The 14,365-nt window shown below is 34.6% G+C and carries 17 protein-coding genes; 4 read left to right on the top strand and 13 right to left on the bottom strand.

All coding sequences use genetic code 11. The annotated features are described in order from the left end of the window. Positions 1 to 12: 12 nt before the first annotated feature. From prmC to SAUT_RS07215, 4 genes are all read right to left on the bottom strand, one after another. A complete protein-coding gene (gene prmC, locus SAUT_RS07200) occupies positions 13 to 843 on the bottom strand; it encodes a peptide chain release factor N(5)-glutamine methyltransferase (protein WP_013327224.1) in 831 nt (276 codons plus the stop codon). Further along, positions 825 to 2,084: a M48 family metallopeptidase gene (locus SAUT_RS07205; RefSeq protein WP_013327225.1), complete on the bottom strand. Its 1,260-nt coding sequence runs from the start codon at positions 2,082 to 2,084 to the stop codon at positions 825 to 827. Before SAUT_RS07205 ends, prmC begins: the two co-directional genes overlap by 19 nt. Positions 2,085 to 2,126: 42 nt before the next feature. Next, positions 2,127 to 2,336, bottom strand: coding sequence for a hypothetical protein (locus tag SAUT_RS07210; RefSeq protein WP_013327226.1), 210 nt, complete (start codon positions 2,334 to 2,336; stop codon positions 2,127 to 2,129). Positions 2,337 to 2,454: 118 nt separating this feature from the next. Continuing rightward, positions 2,455 to 2,748 carry a Dabb family protein gene (locus SAUT_RS07215; protein WP_013327227.1) on the bottom strand — a complete coding sequence of 98 codons (294 nt, stop codon included), beginning with the start codon at positions 2,746 to 2,748 and terminating at the stop codon, positions 2,455 to 2,457. A 77-nt stretch (positions 2,749 to 2,825) separates the two neighbouring features. Between SAUT_RS07215 and SAUT_RS11175 the strand changes: the two genes are divergently transcribed. Next, positions 2,826 to 3,020, top strand: coding sequence for a hypothetical protein (locus tag SAUT_RS11175; RefSeq protein WP_083778307.1), 195 nt, complete (start codon positions 2,826 to 2,828; stop codon positions 3,018 to 3,020). A 6-nt stretch (positions 3,021 to 3,026) separates the two neighbouring features. On the opposite strand, the gene SAUT_RS07220 is transcribed toward SAUT_RS11175, so the two are convergent. The 7 genes from SAUT_RS07220 to SAUT_RS07250 all read right to left on the bottom strand — a co-directional run bounded on the left by SAUT_RS07220 (position 3,027) and on the right by SAUT_RS07250 (position 9,963). After that, the gene (locus tag SAUT_RS07220) at positions 3,027 to 4,358 is read right to left on the bottom strand and encodes an SLC13 family permease (protein WP_013327228.1); all 1,332 of its coding nucleotides are present in this window, start codon (positions 4,356 to 4,358) and stop codon (positions 3,027 to 3,029) included. 7 nt (positions 4,359 to 4,365) lie between these two features. After that, positions 4,366 to 5,253, bottom strand: a complete 888-nt coding sequence (locus tag SAUT_RS07225; RefSeq protein WP_013327229.1) for an NAD(P)H-dependent glycerol-3-phosphate dehydrogenase — start codon at positions 5,251 to 5,253, stop codon at positions 4,366 to 4,368. Beyond that, positions 5,225 to 5,944 carry an NAD-binding protein gene (locus tag SAUT_RS07230; RefSeq protein WP_013327230.1) on the bottom strand — a complete coding sequence of 240 codons (720 nt, stop codon included), beginning with the start codon at positions 5,942 to 5,944 and terminating at the stop codon, positions 5,225 to 5,227. The genes SAUT_RS07225 and SAUT_RS07230 overlap by 29 nt, the downstream gene beginning before the upstream one ends. Then, positions 5,937 to 7,499: an ion transporter gene (locus SAUT_RS07235; protein ID WP_013327231.1), complete on the bottom strand. Its 1,563-nt coding sequence runs from the start codon at positions 7,497 to 7,499 to the stop codon at positions 5,937 to 5,939. The genes SAUT_RS07230 and SAUT_RS07235 overlap by 8 nt, the downstream gene beginning before the upstream one ends. Before the next feature lie 5 nt (positions 7,500 to 7,504). Beyond that, positions 7,505 to 8,935 (bottom strand): Asp-tRNA(Asn)/Glu-tRNA(Gln) amidotransferase subunit GatB, encoded by a 1,431-nt coding sequence (gene gatB / locus SAUT_RS07240; protein ID WP_013327232.1) that lies wholly within the window; start codon positions 8,933 to 8,935, stop codon positions 7,505 to 7,507. 78 nt (positions 8,936 to 9,013) lie between these two features. Continuing rightward, entirely contained in the window at positions 9,014 to 9,277 is a 264-nt protein-coding gene (locus SAUT_RS07245) for a hypothetical protein (protein WP_013327233.1), read from the bottom strand. Positions 9,278 to 9,285: 8 nt separating this feature from the next. Beyond that, positions 9,286 to 9,963, bottom strand: coding sequence for a F0F1 ATP synthase subunit A (locus SAUT_RS07250; RefSeq protein ID WP_013327234.1), 678 nt, complete (start codon positions 9,961 to 9,963; stop codon positions 9,286 to 9,288). A 111-nt stretch (positions 9,964 to 10,074) separates the two neighbouring features. Between SAUT_RS07250 and SAUT_RS07255 the strand changes: the two genes are divergently transcribed. Beyond that, complete coding sequence (locus tag SAUT_RS07255) at positions 10,075 to 10,668, top strand: Tll0287-like domain-containing protein (RefSeq protein WP_013327235.1); 594 nt, start codon at positions 10,075 to 10,077, stop codon at positions 10,666 to 10,668. A gap of 11 nt (positions 10,669 to 10,679) precedes the next feature. On the opposite strand, the gene rny is transcribed toward SAUT_RS07255, so the two are convergent. Continuing rightward, positions 10,680 to 12,248 carry a ribonuclease Y gene (rny, locus tag SAUT_RS07260; protein ID WP_013327236.1) on the bottom strand — a complete coding sequence of 523 codons (1,569 nt, stop codon included), beginning with the start codon at positions 12,246 to 12,248 and terminating at the stop codon, positions 10,680 to 10,682. A gap of 24 nt (positions 12,249 to 12,272) precedes the next feature. Continuing rightward, positions 12,273 to 12,836, bottom strand: coding sequence for a 5-formyltetrahydrofolate cyclo-ligase (locus tag SAUT_RS07265; RefSeq protein ID WP_013327237.1), 564 nt, complete (start codon positions 12,834 to 12,836; stop codon positions 12,273 to 12,275). 75 nt (positions 12,837 to 12,911) lie between these two features. Here SAUT_RS07265 and SAUT_RS07270 point away from each other — a divergent pair, with 75 nt between their 5' ends. Next, on the top strand, positions 12,912 to 13,475 hold the full coding sequence (locus SAUT_RS07270) for a TlpA family protein disulfide reductase (RefSeq protein WP_013327238.1): 564 nt from the start codon (positions 12,912 to 12,914) through the stop codon (positions 13,473 to 13,475). After that, on the top strand, positions 13,476 to 14,354 hold the full coding sequence (gene ftsY / locus SAUT_RS07275) for a signal recognition particle-docking protein FtsY (RefSeq protein ID WP_013327239.1): 879 nt from the start codon (positions 13,476 to 13,478) through the stop codon (positions 14,352 to 14,354). It begins immediately after the preceding gene. Positions 14,355 to 14,365 lie beyond the last annotated feature (11 nt).

Here is a 14,365-nt window from a genome sequence, read left to right on the forward strand (position 1 = left end):
CCTTTATAATTTCTATACTTCTAATGTAAATCCACGGTCAAACGAGCTGTAATCTTTGTAAAATGTTATGGCCTTAAAATCTTTTTTTTGTATGTGTGTTCGTATTTTATCTTGTTGGTCATAACCTATCTCACAGCTAAAAAACTTAATCTTTTGCTTTAAGACTTCATCAAGGAGTTTTTTAATAATTTCATCGCCGACCATACCGCCAAACAAGGCATTTTGAGGCTCATATGAAAGATTTGATTCTAACTCAACACCCTCTTCAATATAAGGCGGATTTGAAACTAGATAGTCAATTTTTTCATGAACAGGTTCGAGTAATGAGCCAAGACGCAGTTCAATACACTCCTGCAGTCCAAATTTTTCTATATTTTTCTGAGCTACATCCAAAGCTTTTTGAGATATGTCAACAGCTATAATTTTAGAATTTTTAAAAGTTTTTGCAAGCATTATAGAGATGATGCCGCTGCCGACTCCTACCTCTGCAAAAGTCAAAGCACTGTTTTTATCAGGTACATTTTTTATAACTTCATCTATAAGCAGTTCTGTTTCAGGACGGGGAATTAAAGCACCCTCATCTATATAAAACTCTTCACTGTAAAAACTGACTGAATTTGTGATATATTCAAGAGGTTCATTTTTCACTCTTCTCTCAACCCATTTTAAAAGCTGCTGTGTTTCTTTTACTTCACTGTTTTGATGGGTAATCAGCCATAATTCATCTACCTCAAGATGCATCATCAAAAGAAGCTGTGCTTCTCTTGCGGCTCTTGGTATATGAGGACCCAGTATTTGTGTTATTTCACGGAGTACATCTTTTACTATATATCTGCTTCGCATTTACCCTCTGTACCGCTTTTTTCTATATAACCGACATCAACACCAAGCTCTTTTAATCGCTCTATCACCGGAGGATGCGTATAATGAAAAAAGATATATAACGGGTGTGAAAGCGGAAAACTTTTATTTTCATTCACCAATTTCTTTAAAGCATTTGCAAGTTCAATGGAGCCTGCACTGCCACCGAGTTCACTACCCATTTTATCTGCCTCGTATTCGTTATGACGACTGACTATTCCCATTATCGGCATCATGATAAAGCCCAGTACCGGCATAAACAACATGAGTAAAATCATGATGACATATGGCTCTTTTGCAAGTCCTAGTTCCAAATAAAGAGAATCCGGCAAATTACCGAAAATCGCAAACATTGCAAAGAGCATAGCACCGACTAAAGCGATATTTTTATAAATATCACCGTGTGCAAAGTGTCCGAGTTCATGTCCAAGTACTGCTAAAAGCTCTTTAGTCGTGAGCTTTTTCAGTAATGTATCAAACAAAACAACTCTTTTTGCTTTTCCAAAACCGCCGAAATAAGCATTAAGTCTGTTGTCACGTTTACTTGCATCACTCACAAAAACACCTGAACTTACAAAACCTGTTTTATCCATAAGTTTTTGTATTTCGCTGTCAAGCGCTTCATCTTTAAGCGGGGTCAGTTTATCGAAAAACATTGCGCGAAATGTCGGATAAAGCATATTTATCAAAATAACAATAGCAAAAACAAATAAAAAGCTCCATAACCACCAAAACTGGAAGTTTGCAATGATTTCATAAATACCCCACACAACAAGCGAACCCAGAACAATAGTCATAATAAAAGAGATAAAAGTGTCTTTTATCCATTGTCCAAGACTTGAATTGTTAAACCCAAACTCCGCATCAATAACAAACTTTTCATAATAAGAAAACGGCAAAGATATAATATAGTTAATAACCACAAAGCTCATAACAATAGCTATATTCATCATCGCTTCATTTGCCATGGTATAGTATTCATTTACAATATATTTTATACCAAATCCAATCCACATAATAAAAACCAAATAATCAACAAAAGTATTTACAATTGAGAGTTTTTCTTTTGTAACGGCATAATTTCCCGCTTTTAAAAAATCTGCAGCAGACAATAGAACCGGTGTTTTTCTTTTAATAAGGTTTATATACCCTATCTGCATTACACTTGTATATATCATTACTAATACATACAAACTGTATATACCTACTATTGTCATTATCATACTATTACCGCCTTATTTTAATTGAGAAATTATAGCCAAAACTTATCTAACAGGAATACTTTTACTGAGTGGAACTACAGTGATTTCATCTTTTACGGGAATTGCATCACCTTTATCGTTGTAGACTTTATTCGCAATCATATAGATTACTCCTAAAAGGAGTCCTGCAATTATTACAGCCCACACAATTCTCTTTTTCTCACCCTTTAAAGTATTGTAATCACCTATATCTTCTAATTTTGGTTCTGACATTTTTCATCCTTTATAATAATTTTGTGAAATTGTATCAAAAATAAATATAGAGGATGTGATAAAAAAAAGCTAATTTGACGATTTAAGTCTATTTTTTATTTTATTTTATCGTCATACTTTATTCTAGGATGTAATCAACAACTTTTGATTCGACTGTTACTTCTTTTATGAAAGAAACAACCTTTAAATGTTCTTCGTGAACTGCATAAGTTTTTAAATCTTCTTCATTTTCAAATGTTGAGTAAAGTGACAAGTCCATAGCTCTGTCTGACTCATTAAAGTTGATGCCGATTTCAATACTCTTAAGCACATCTATACTTTTTTCCAAACTCTCTAATTTATCTTTTACCTTTGCTATATTTAAAGCTTTATTTTCATCTTTAAATTTAAACATCACTATATGAACTATCATTTTTCCAACCTTCAAAAAATTTATTATCTTCTTGAAATCTTAGCAAACATTTTATAATATTTTGATAACATAACACTATGAAAGAATTATACGGCGTAGGAATTTTGTTTTTTTATTTTTTGAAGTGGCCGATTGCTGTTATATACCCGTATATGCTGACACATGGACTGCATCACAACTATATTTTAGATGTATTGTGGGTCTACTGCATCTTTTTAATATTGAAAGACCTTACCATCTACCTCAAAAAGAAAAAAAGTTTAAAAAAATAACACCTTTTATAAAATATTTTTCCAAAAATACTCTGCTGTAAGTACAATAAAGAAGATTCCAAGCAGGTTTAAAACTATGCCGTACTTCATCATATCTTTCACACTTACAGCTCCGCTGCTCATGGCAATAGCATTTGGAGGTGTAGCGATAGGGAGCATAAAAGCATAACTTGCACACAATGTTGCTACCATCATAAAGAGTGTTGTATTTATGCCTGATTGTTGGGCTACAGAATAAATTACAGGCAGCATTATAGAAATCAACGCCGTATTTGATGTTATTTCTGTCGTAAATGTAATAAGCACAGCAACACTTAAAAGCAGCATTAACGGTGAGAGATGTGTCATATTTAGCAGATATGAAGCAACTTCATCTGCCAATCCGGTTTGAGAAAAAGCTTTTGCTATAGAAAAACCTGCACCAAATAAAAACATGATTGCATAAGGGATTTTTTTACTGTCTTTATTCCATTTGAGTATGTTAAAGGGTGGCATAAAAAGAGCCAGACCAAAACCGAGTAATATACCGCTTTCACTCATCCCTAGACCATCCCAGTAGGGTCGAATCGGTGCATTGACCAGCAAAACCAGAATCAAGCCCAACATCAAGTACATTACTTTTTTTTGCGATTTGTCTAAAACTTTTTTTTCTATTTGGGTTTGTATCGGTATGTCATTTGCACCGTAACTGAGTAAAAACCCGACACTTATCAACATAAAAACAGACAAAGGTACTGTCATCAGCATCCATTGAAAAAATGGAATCAACTCCATATTATGCTCTTGCATTATACCGAGAAGAATCAGATTCGGAGGTGTTCCTATTGGTGTTAAAATACCGCCTATGCTTGCACCATAAGCTATGGCAAGTGCAAAACGCATTTTTAATTTGGTATTCTCTGTTAAAAATATTGCAATGGTTATAAGTAACAGAGTTGTTGTCGTATTTGACAAAATCGAGCTTAAAAGTCCTGATGTAATAGCGAGTGAAAATATCATGCCTCTTGGTGTTGCAGGAAAAAGACTTAAGAGTTTATTGGCTACATGTAAGTGTAAATTTGTTTTTTCAACAGCTATAGCAAGTAAAAAACCACCGAAGAAAAGATATATAATAGGATTTGCATAATTTAGCGCCGTCATTTTTGTGTCTATAATACCAAACGCAGGAAACAGAACTATGGGTAAAAGAGAGACAACACCCAAAGGCAATGCTTCATTTGTCCAGAGTGTAACTAACAGAGCTATACAGCCTATGAGAGCACTCTGTTGCAGGGTAAAGATTAACCCGCCTATACCAAAAAAGAAAAGCCCTATGCCAAGTGCTATTAATATTTTCATATAAATCCTAATTTGTCAATAAGTCTTTCAAACTTTCATTTGGATTTTTACCCTCTAACATTAAATATACTTCCCTTGCAATGGGAAGATATAAATCATGTTTTACAGAAATATCATGTAAAGCGTAAGTTGTTCCTATGCCTTCTGCAACCTCACCCAATGCCACAAGAATCTCTTCTTGTGTTTGACCCTTAGCTAAACCAAGCCCAACTCTAAAGTTTCTACTCATTCTAGAAGAAGCTGTTAGAAATAAATCTCCTGCTCCGCTCAAACCTATAAAACTCTCCTCTTTGGCGCCATAAGAGAGCCCAAAACGCTGCATTTCAACCAAACCGCGAGATATTAAAGCTGCGGCCGCATTATTTCCAAGTTTAAGGCCGTTGCATATACCTGCAGCAATTGCAATCACATTTTTATATGCACCTGAGACTTCTGCACCTATAACATCATCTGATGTATATGTTTTAATAAAAGAAGGGAACAGCGCACTTAATTCTTCTGCAAGTCCCTTATTGTGTGAGTTTACGACCAATGCCGTAGGCAAAGACTGCATTACTTCTGATGCAAAAGAGGGACCGGAAAGAAAAGCAATATTCTCATTCGGAACATATTTTTCATATATTTCATTTAAAAATCTACCTGTTTTTGCTTCTATCCCTTTGGAAGCAACAAGAATTTTCTGGTTTTTAAATACAAAATTTTCTTCAAGCCAAGCTGCAACTTGTTGCGCCGGTACTGTAATAATGAGATATTCACATTCGAGTATTTCATTCAGAGTTACAAAATTATCCAAATCCCTAGGGGTTCTGGATGTTATAAGCACATTGTTTTTTTCACTTAAAGCAAATGCTAAAGCACTGCCCCATTTACCAGCTCCAATGACTCCAATTGACATATCGCTTACTCCTTATTTTATTTTCAAAATCTTGTATATCTTTTTCAAAACCGACAACTATTAAAACATCACCGGATTTTATAATATGACGTTTGGCTTTTGAAGAATAGATAAATTCACTTTTCAGATCTTCATGCATAACAGAAAGAACTATAATGCCATTATATCGTGTCCAATCTATACTTGTTAACTGCTCATCTTTAAATTCACTCTCTTCACCAATTTGTACCTGGGCAATTTTCAGACTGCTCTTTTCATATAAAATATCATGCAGTATTTTATGCGATATCGGCTTTTCAAGCATATTTGTAATAATATCCGATGTCGTCTCGGTAAGAGGAATCACTTTATTTGCACCGGCCATTAACAGTTTATTTGCACTTTCTTTATTCGAAGAGATAGCTATAATAGTCAAATCTTTAAAGTTGGCACGCAAAGATATAGTCAAAAATATATTTTCTGCCGTATCTTCCAAAACACAAAATGCCATAGAGTTTTTCATATCCACGCTCTTTTGCATATCTGCCCATTCATCACTTAAATCAAAATATTCGAGCTCATACAAGCCCTCTGCCTTATCATTTTCATCTAAAGAAAAAACTTTAATGCTGTTATATTTATCTTTTACATTTCTTATAATTTCGTGCGCATATTTATTATATCCGAATATTAATGCTGTTGTTTTAGCCATTGCTTACTCTTGTATGTAAATATTTTTCAAATTCTTTAATAAAAACCTGATAACCGACAACTAGAAGATAATCTCCTACTTCTAAAAGAGTATCGTCCAAAGGATTAAAATAAAATCTGTCATTTGCCGTCTTATACACGCCAAGAAGCACAACTCTAAAACGGGCATTTTCAAGATCTCCTACAGTTGGAAAATTTTGCACTATACGCTCTGTAATACCAAGTTCATCAATTTGAACATCTGAATGTTCACTTCTGAGTTCATGAATCACTTCAAAAGCTACAGGCTTCCCTATCAGCTCTTTTGTAATAAGTCCTACCAACTCTTGAGGATACACAATAGTATTAATTCCTGCAAATTCCAACTTTTTACGATTAGAATCACTCACCAGAAGAGACATAATAAAAATATTTTGGTTAAATGAACGAATTGTTAAAGCCGCATAAACATTTTCGATATCATTCTCGCGTAAACACAAAACAGCTTTCACCTGCTTGTCAAAATCAATATTTAATTTATCATAACTTTCTACTCTCCCCGGATTATAATTAAGTGCTCTATAGCCATCTTTTTTTGCTTTTTCTACTCTTTGTGCATCTTCATCTATAATAATAATTTCATTTGCATGCGATGATAATTTTCTGCTTACTTCACGTGATACATTTTCATAACCGCATATCAGATAAAATTTTTTAAGTTTGGAAATATCTTCTACTGTTTTTATTTCTCTGATTTCATCCAGTTTTTCAGTAAATGCAGATACAAAAAGAGATGTTGTAAATGCCAAAACTGCAATGCCTGCCGTAATAACAATTATAGCTACAAATCTGCCTTCTTGTGTTACAGGAACTATATCGCCATATCCAACCGTAGCAATAGTTACTATAGACCAATATATTGCTTCAAAAAGAGTTTTAATAGGAGATTCCGGATTGTTGCCTTCCATTACATATATTAGTACAGAAGACACAAAAATAACAACTGAGGCAAATATACCCAATGTTAAAAATTCAAATTTTTTCGTAGCAAGAACAGAAGAGAGTGTCTGCACACTTTTTGCATATCGCAAAAGTTTAAACACACGAAAAAGAATAAAAATACGAAGAAGTCGTAGTTCATGAAAAAACGGCATAATTGCCAATAAATCAATAATAGCTTTAACAGAAAGCATGTATTGTAATTTTACTTTTATTACTTCTTTAAAAGCCTTTGCCAGATTAACTTCTCGCAGTAAAAAAGTATCATGTTCAGCACGTGCAACAATGATTTTACTTACACTGCTGCTGACCCATAATCTCAGCATGTATTCTATAAAAAATATAAATGAAATCACATAATTACTAAAAAACATCAATTCATCATTCACATGATGTTTTACTTCTCGAATAAGCACACCCACACTGATAAATATGAGTAAAATCATAAATAAATCTACATATTTTTTATATTTATTATTATCATTCTCTAAAATATTATAAAAAAATCGTTTACGCTTTTGATATGATTTTGATGTATCAAGATAATAAGCAAAATCTAATATCCAGCGTTTTAGCATTATAATTAACCTATTTTTGCTTTGAGTATTTCATTTACAACCTGAGGATTTGCACTTCCCTTGCTTGCTTTCATCACTTGACCGACAAAGAAACCAAAAAGTTTCTCTTTCCCGCCTTGATACTGTTCGACTTTTTCAGGGTTTGCATTGATTATATCATCACACATCGCTTCAATTGCTCCTGTATCAGTTACTTGTTTGAGTCCAAGTTTATCAATTGCACTGTCAACATCTGCTGCTTCATTTTCCATCAAAAAGTCAAGAACCTCTTTAGCAGCTTTTCCAGAAATTGTTTTATCATCTATTCGCTTTACTAAAAAGCCTAGTTTTTTCGCATCTACAGGAGAATTTGTAATGTTCATATCCCCTTTAAGACGAGCAGGTAGTTCCACTGTCAGCCACGTTGTAGCTGTTTTGGCTGTGACACCTTCTTCTTCCATCATTGTTTCAAAGAAGTTTGCTGTCTCAACCAAAGAGGTAATAACCATTGCATTATATTCATTCATGCCGTATTCATTTACAAAACGCTCTTTTTTTGCATCAGGCAGTTCAGGGATTTTTGTATATTTATCCATCATTTCATCTGTTACGACACATTTAAGCAAATCAGGCTCAGGAAAGTATCTATAATCTGCAGCTTCTTCTTTACCACGCATAGAACGTGTTTCTTGTTTTACCTGGTCAAAAAGACGGGTCTCTTGTACTATCTCTTCATCATATGTTCCGTCTTCCCATGCTTCTGTCTGACGAGCAACTTCAACTTCAATCGCACGCTGAATAAATTTAAATGAATTGATATTTTTAATCTCAACACGCGTATAGAGTTTTTCATCACCTTTAGGGCGAATAGAAACATTCACATCTACACGAAATGAACCTTCCTGCATATTTGCATCACCGATGTCTAAGTAACGTATAATTGAATGCAGTTTTTTCAAATAAAGCGTCACTTCTTCGGCATTTCGCATATCAGGTTCACTAACGATTTCCAGCAACGGCGTTCCCGCACGGTTCAAATCAACCTTTGAAATATCACCGTCATGGATATTCTTACCCGCATCTGCTTCAATATGCGCACGATTTACACGAATAGTTTTATTGCTGCCATCTTCAAAATCAATCTGCAGTTTTCCATGCTCGACTATAGGCGTATAGAGCTGTGTAATTTGATAAGAAGAGGGAGAATCGGGATAAAAGTATGATTTTCTGTCAAAATAGGAAATTCTGTTTATCGTAGCATCAATAGCCGTCCCAAGCATTATAGATTTATGCACTACTTCTTTGTTTAGAACAGGAAGTGCGCCAGGAAGAGCCAAACATGTCGGACAGGTGTTTGTGTTTTGTTTATGATTAAAACTCGTAGGACACGAGCAAAAAAGTTTTGTTTTTGTATTTAATTGTACGTGGACTTCAAGACCGATAACTACTTCAAACATAGATTTCCTTGTGAAAAATAAATTAATTACTCTTATTTTACCCAATTTTTGCTTTAAAAGACGTTATGAGAAGTAGATTTATTTTGTATGTTTAGCGTAGAGTTTTTCTAAGATTTTTGTCTGTTTTTTAGCTTCTTGCAATCTTTGCTTATTTACCAAAAAAGCATCTATTGCAAGAATAAGGAAGAGAGAAATAAAAATAAATACCACAGTGGCAAATATTGCTAATACAAATCCAAAGTTTATAAATATTTTAAAAATAAGAAGAGCACCAAAAAGCACGACCGCCCATGATGCTCCGAGCAAAAAGCTTATAATCTTTTCATATATATCTTTTTGCATTGCAGGGATTAGATAGTCTCATCAACTATTAATGAACCACCCAGATATACATATGTAAGCATCATAAATATAAATGCCTGCAAAAATGCCATAAATGTCAATAATGCGAATGGAATAATCGGTAATACCCACGGAGCAAGCATTAAAATTACCATCAAGAACATATCATCCCCTTTTACATTTCCGAAAAGACGGAACGATAAAGAAATAATACGAGAAATATGAGAAACTATTTCAATCGGGAACATTAACCAGTATAACCACCAAACAGGTCCAAGGAAATGTTTTAAATAGTGCAGTAAACCATGTTCTCTAATACCAACAAAGTTGTAATATACAAATATAGTTAAAGCAAGTGCCAAAGGCATTTCCAACATTGCAGTAGGAGCTTCAAATCCTGGAAAAATACCAATAATATTGGCAATTCCGATGAATAAACCCAGAGTTGATACTAAAGCAACATATTTACGAGCATGTAATTTACCCATTACATCTGTACCCATAGACCATACACCTTGCACGTATGCTTCCATTAAGTTTTGTGTTCCCTTAGGTACAAGCTGCAAGTTTGACATAGCCATTCTCGCTAAAATTAAAGCTATACCAGCTGATAGCAACATGTGACTCATAAAAATAAACGTTTTATCTTCTGAGATAAGTCCGAAAAAAGTAAACAATTCACCCATAGGTGTGCTCCCTTGTCTTTAAATATTACCGCAATTATACTCAATGTTGCATTAAATTATTCTAAGTCTTGCTATAATTGTTTAAAGAAAATTCTAATTTAGGAGGATTTAATGAATATTTTAAAATCAATAGCATTCATAACACTAGGCAGTTCACTGCTTCTTGGAGCACCGCAGCAAGCAAAACAACAGGACAAACAATTCCAAAATGTCGTTAATATTGGCAAAAAAAGTTCTCTGCTGCTCTTGAAAACGCTGGGCTCAAACATGAAAAGACATATGAAAGCAGGCGGGCCGATGCAAGCACTTGATTTTTGTTCGCAAGAGGCATATAATCTGACACAACAAGTCAACAAAAAGCTTCCAAGCGGTATAACGGTCAAAAGAATCAGTGCCAAATACAGAAACCCGGTAAATCAGCCTCAAGGCAGTGAAAAAGAGGTTTTATCATCTCTTAAAAAGTTACAAAGCTTACATGTAATCCTGCCTAAACAAATTGTTCAAAAGGTAAATGCACAAACATACAAATATTACAAGCCTTTAGTTATAAACAAGCAGGTCTGTTTAAAATGTCATGGTAATATTAAAAATAAAGATTTAAAACGTGCGATTGATGAAAGATATCCCCAAGATAAAGCAAAACACTATAAAATGGGTGATTTAAGAGGTGCTATTGTTGTTACTATTGACAAGTCTGTAAAGTAGGTTTTCCTACTTTACTTAGCAAATTCTACCGCTCTGCTCTCTCGAATAACATTCACCTTGATTTCCCCTGGGTACTGCACTCTAGCTTCTATTTCTTTAGCAATTTCTCTCGCCATTAAAATTGATTCATCATCATTAACCAAAGTTGCATTTACAATTACTCTTACTTCACGACCTGCATTGATTGCATATGCCTGTTTTACACCGCTATGACGTGATGCAATTTCTTCTATTTCTGTTACACGCTTTAAAAAGCTTTCTAAAACTTCTCGTCTCGCACCCGGACGTGCTGCTGAGAGTGCATCTGCTGCACAAACTGCACCACATTCGATAGAGTTTATCTCTTGCTGTCCGTGATGTGCATAAATAGCATTTATAACAACTTCGTCTTCATTATATCTGCGACAAATTTCAGCACCTAAATCCACATGGTTTCCATCCATATCATGTGTTAATGCTTTTCCGATGTCATGTAAAAGCCCTGCACGTTTTGCTAAAATAGGATCCCCACCCATTTCTGAAGCCATTATGCCTGCCAAATGAGCAACTTCAAGTGTATGAGCAAGTGCATTTTGTCCATAACTCGCACGGTATCGCAGTCTTCCTATAAGCTTCATAAGTTCCGGATGCATTACGCCGATGTTCATCTGGGCTATCAACTCCTCACCCTCTGCAAGTATTTTGGACTCAAATTCCTCTGAAACTTTTTTAAATATCTCTTCTATTCTGGCCGGTTGAATTCTTCCGTCTTCTATTAACAACTGTAGTGTTTTCGTTGCAATAGCACGGCGATACAGATTAAAACTGCTCACAAGAATTGCATTTGGCGTATCATCTATAATAATATCAACACCGAGCAGTGTTTCCAAAGCCTTAATGTTACGCCCTTCTTTACCGATAATACGACCCTTAAGTTCATCACTGTCCAAATGAACAAGATTGGTAAGTCTCTCAGAGGCAAATTCTCCTGCAAAACGGCTCGTCGCCTGCGCTAAAATAAAATTAGCTTTGCGTTCACCCTTCTCTCTTGCTTCATTTTCATATCTTCTTACAATATGAGCTATCTCGCCGCGTGCTTTTTCTTCCATTTTTTCAAGAAGAACATTTTTAGCCTCTTCCTGTGTCATTCCTGCACTGTGCTCTATTGTATGCACAGCTTCATCTATTTTTTCTTCATATCTTTTTTTCAGGGAAGCAAGTGATTTTTCATTTCTCTCTAAATTAACTTTTTGTGCTTTAATATTGTTCAATTCAGTCTGAATTTTCTTCTCTTCATCCTGTTTAAAACGTTCAAAACTTTGTTCTTTCCGTATAAGCGCATCTTCCCTTTGAGAAAAATCCGCACGTGCACGCTCCTTGGCACTGTCAAAGACTTTTTGTGCTTCAAGCTCTATTTCACGTGCTTTAAGTTTTGCACGTTCTAAGAGTGTTTGTGCTTCATTTTCAATTGCTTTTGCTTTTGCAGCCGCTTGTTCTACGTATATATCAAAGTTTGCACCGGTTATTTTTTTAGAGATGAAAAAACCTACCACTCCACTTACAGTGGCAATTGCACCACCAAGTAGTATTTCATTTAACATCTATTAAACCCTTTTGTTTAGACTTTAGCCATCTTTTCGTATAGTTTTGTTTGGAGTTATAAGTACATCACACGCCACGTCATATGAATCGCATATTAATTTATTTGTGTGACAAAGTTCTGGCTGTACAAAAATAGTATATGGTTTTTCTTTTAATTTTGCAAAGAAACGATCATACATCCCTTTGCCAAAACCAACTCTTTGTAAATTACCGTCAACTCCCACTGCTGGAACTATGGCTATATCAATTTTATTATTATTTTGTATTGTATTTCCCGCTTCAAAAATACCAAATTTTTTTTTCTTAAGCGGTAATCTAAATGGTACCATCTTAAAGCTTTCGCCTTGCATAAACGGCACAAAAACATCATGTTTTTCTCTCATTTTTTTGAGCACTTTAAGTATATCTGCTTCGTATGGTAACGGGTAAAAAAACAGGATTTTTAACCTTTTTTTACTCTTAAAATGTTCTAATTCTTTAAGTAATGCATTATTAATTAAAAAGTTTTTATAGAACTTGTTATGTTTTGATGATTTTTTTATCTTTTTAAGACATATTTGCCTAAAACTGTTTTTTGTAAGAGTCATATTAAATCTTTATCGCTATAATTTCATAAATTTTATGTATTTTACACAAATAAACAAACAAAGGCAAAAAATTCTATGAGAAAAATTCCACTTTTAACAACTTTACTGACAATCGGCTTACTTTTTGGGGCATGTTCCAAAGAAAAAGAAAGCACTACACAAGAAGCAAATTCTCTACTTGCAACAAATAAAATCGTACTGACATCACTCAACAATAAACAATTTGTTGTAGAAAAAACAGATACTGGTCTTAAACTAAAAGATGCGAAAGACAAAGTAGTCATTTATGATATATTTGCCACTTGGTGTCCACCATGTCAGGCAGAAGCATCTCATTTGGCATCCCTGCAAAAAAAATACAAAGACAAACTCATTGTTCTGGGTGTAACTGTTGAAAACAACATCCCGAATGAAAAACTAGAAGAGTTCGCAAAACAACACCATGCTGACTATACACTTGTCAATTCAAGTGCAAATATGCGTCTAATTGATAAAATAGCGAAACAGTTACATCTAGGAAAAGATTTTGGGATTCCTCTTATGGTTTTATATAAAGACGGTAAAATTATCAATTATTATCAAGGTGCAACAGAAGAAGAATTCATAGAAAGCGACATAAAAAAAGCTTTGGATCTCTAAATGTTCGGTTTTATAAAAAAATCTCTCAACAAAACTGTTGAAGCAATTAAAACAGTCGCTCCAAAGAAAAAAATTACCTTTACTAAAGATGAGCTTGAAGATATTCTGCTTGAAGCCGATGTAGAATATGCCTTAGTTGAAATTATACTCAATGAAATATATCAAGATAAAATCACACGTGAAATCTTACGCTCAAAACTTTTGGCAACACTGGCTTATACTTCTTATACAGAGCCTCAGTTCACACCTCCTTTTGTAGAGCTCATCGTCGGCGTCAATGGAGCCGGGAAAACAACAACTATTTCAAAACTTGCATACAAATACAAGCAAGAGGGCAAAAAAGTGCTTCTTGGTGCGGGTGATACTTTTCGTGCAGCGGCAATTGAGCAGCTTACACTTTGGGCAAATAAACTCGACATCCCAATAGTTGCATCAAAACAGGGGCATGACAGTTCAGCCGTTGCCTATGATGCAATAGACTCAGCAAAAGCAAAAGGCTTTGATAACGTCATTATTGATACCGCAGGGCGTTTACATACACAAACCAATCTTGCAAATGAGCTCAAAAAAATCAAACGCATCTGCGATAAAGCACATAAAGGTGCTCCGCAAAGAACAGTTCTCATCATAGACGGTACACAGGGCAACTCTGCTATAAGCCAAGCCAAAGCTTTTAATGAAATGATAGGTATAGACGGTATTATCATTACAAAACTAGACGGTACGGCAAAAGGAGGAAGCATATTCTCTATTGCTTATGCCTTGGAACTTCCTATTCTTTATGTTGGAACAGGGGAACAACCAGAAAACCTTACATCATTTGATAAATACGAATTTGTCGACGGTCTGCTCGATGCAATTTTTATAGAAGAAGAGTAAATCTCTTTTTC

It is taken from the genome of Sulfurimonas autotrophica DSM 16294, assembly GCF_000147355.1.
Taxonomy (GTDB): Bacteria; Campylobacterota; Campylobacteria; order Campylobacterales; family Sulfurimonadaceae; genus Sulfurimonas; species Sulfurimonas autotrophica.

Excerpts from the sequence above, each read along its gene's own strand:
- SAUT_RS07250 (WP_013327234.1), bottom strand. The coding sequence starts at position 9,963 with ATGGGTGAATTGTTTACTTTTTTCGGACTTATCTCAGAAGATAAAACG.
- prmC (WP_013327224.1), bottom strand. The coding sequence starts at position 843 with ATGCGAAGCAGATATATAGTAAAAGATGTACTCCGTGAAATAACACAA.
- SAUT_RS07205 (WP_013327225.1), bottom strand. The coding sequence starts at position 2,084 with ATGATAATGACAATAGTAGGTATATACAGTTTGTATGTATTAGTAATG.
- SAUT_RS07210 (WP_013327226.1), bottom strand. The coding sequence starts at position 2,336 with ATGTCAGAACCAAAATTAGAAGATATAGGTGATTACAATACTTTAAAG.
- SAUT_RS07235 (WP_013327231.1), bottom strand. The coding sequence starts at position 7,499 with ATGCTAAAACGCTGGATATTAGATTTTGCTTATTATCTTGATACATCA.
- gatB (WP_013327232.1), bottom strand. The coding sequence starts at position 8,935 with ATGTTTGAAGTAGTTATCGGTCTTGAAGTCCACGTACAATTAAATACA.
- SAUT_RS07225 (WP_013327229.1), bottom strand. The coding sequence starts at position 5,253 with ATGTCAATTGGAGTCATTGGAGCTGGTAAATGGGGCAGTGCTTTAGCA.
- SAUT_RS07215 (WP_013327227.1), bottom strand. The coding sequence starts at position 2,748 with ATGATAGTTCATATAGTGATGTTTAAATTTAAAGATGAAAATAAAGCT.
- SAUT_RS07220 (WP_013327228.1), bottom strand. The coding sequence starts at position 4,358 with ATGAAAATATTAATAGCACTTGGCATAGGGCTTTTCTTTTTTGGTATA.
- SAUT_RS11175 (WP_083778307.1), top strand. The coding sequence starts at position 2,826 with ATGAAAGAATTATACGGCGTAGGAATTTTGTTTTTTTATTTTTTGAAG.
- SAUT_RS07245 (WP_013327233.1), bottom strand. The coding sequence starts at position 9,277 with ATGCAAAAAGATATATATGAAAAGATTATAAGCTTTTTGCTCGGAGCA.
- rny (WP_013327236.1), bottom strand. The coding sequence starts at position 12,248 with ATGTTAAATGAAATACTACTTGGTGGTGCAATTGCCACTGTAAGTGGA.
- ftsY (WP_013327239.1), top strand. The coding sequence starts at position 13,476 with ATGTTCGGTTTTATAAAAAAATCTCTCAACAAAACTGTTGAAGCAATT.
- SAUT_RS07230 (WP_013327230.1), bottom strand. The coding sequence starts at position 5,944 with ATGGCTAAAACAACAGCATTAATATTCGGATATAATAAATATGCGCAC.
- SAUT_RS07270 (WP_013327238.1), top strand. The coding sequence starts at position 12,912 with ATGAGAAAAATTCCACTTTTAACAACTTTACTGACAATCGGCTTACTT.
- SAUT_RS07255 (WP_013327235.1), top strand. The coding sequence starts at position 10,075 with ATGAATATTTTAAAATCAATAGCATTCATAACACTAGGCAGTTCACTG.
- SAUT_RS07265 (WP_013327237.1), bottom strand. The coding sequence starts at position 12,836 with ATGACTCTTACAAAAAACAGTTTTAGGCAAATATGTCTTAAAAAGATA.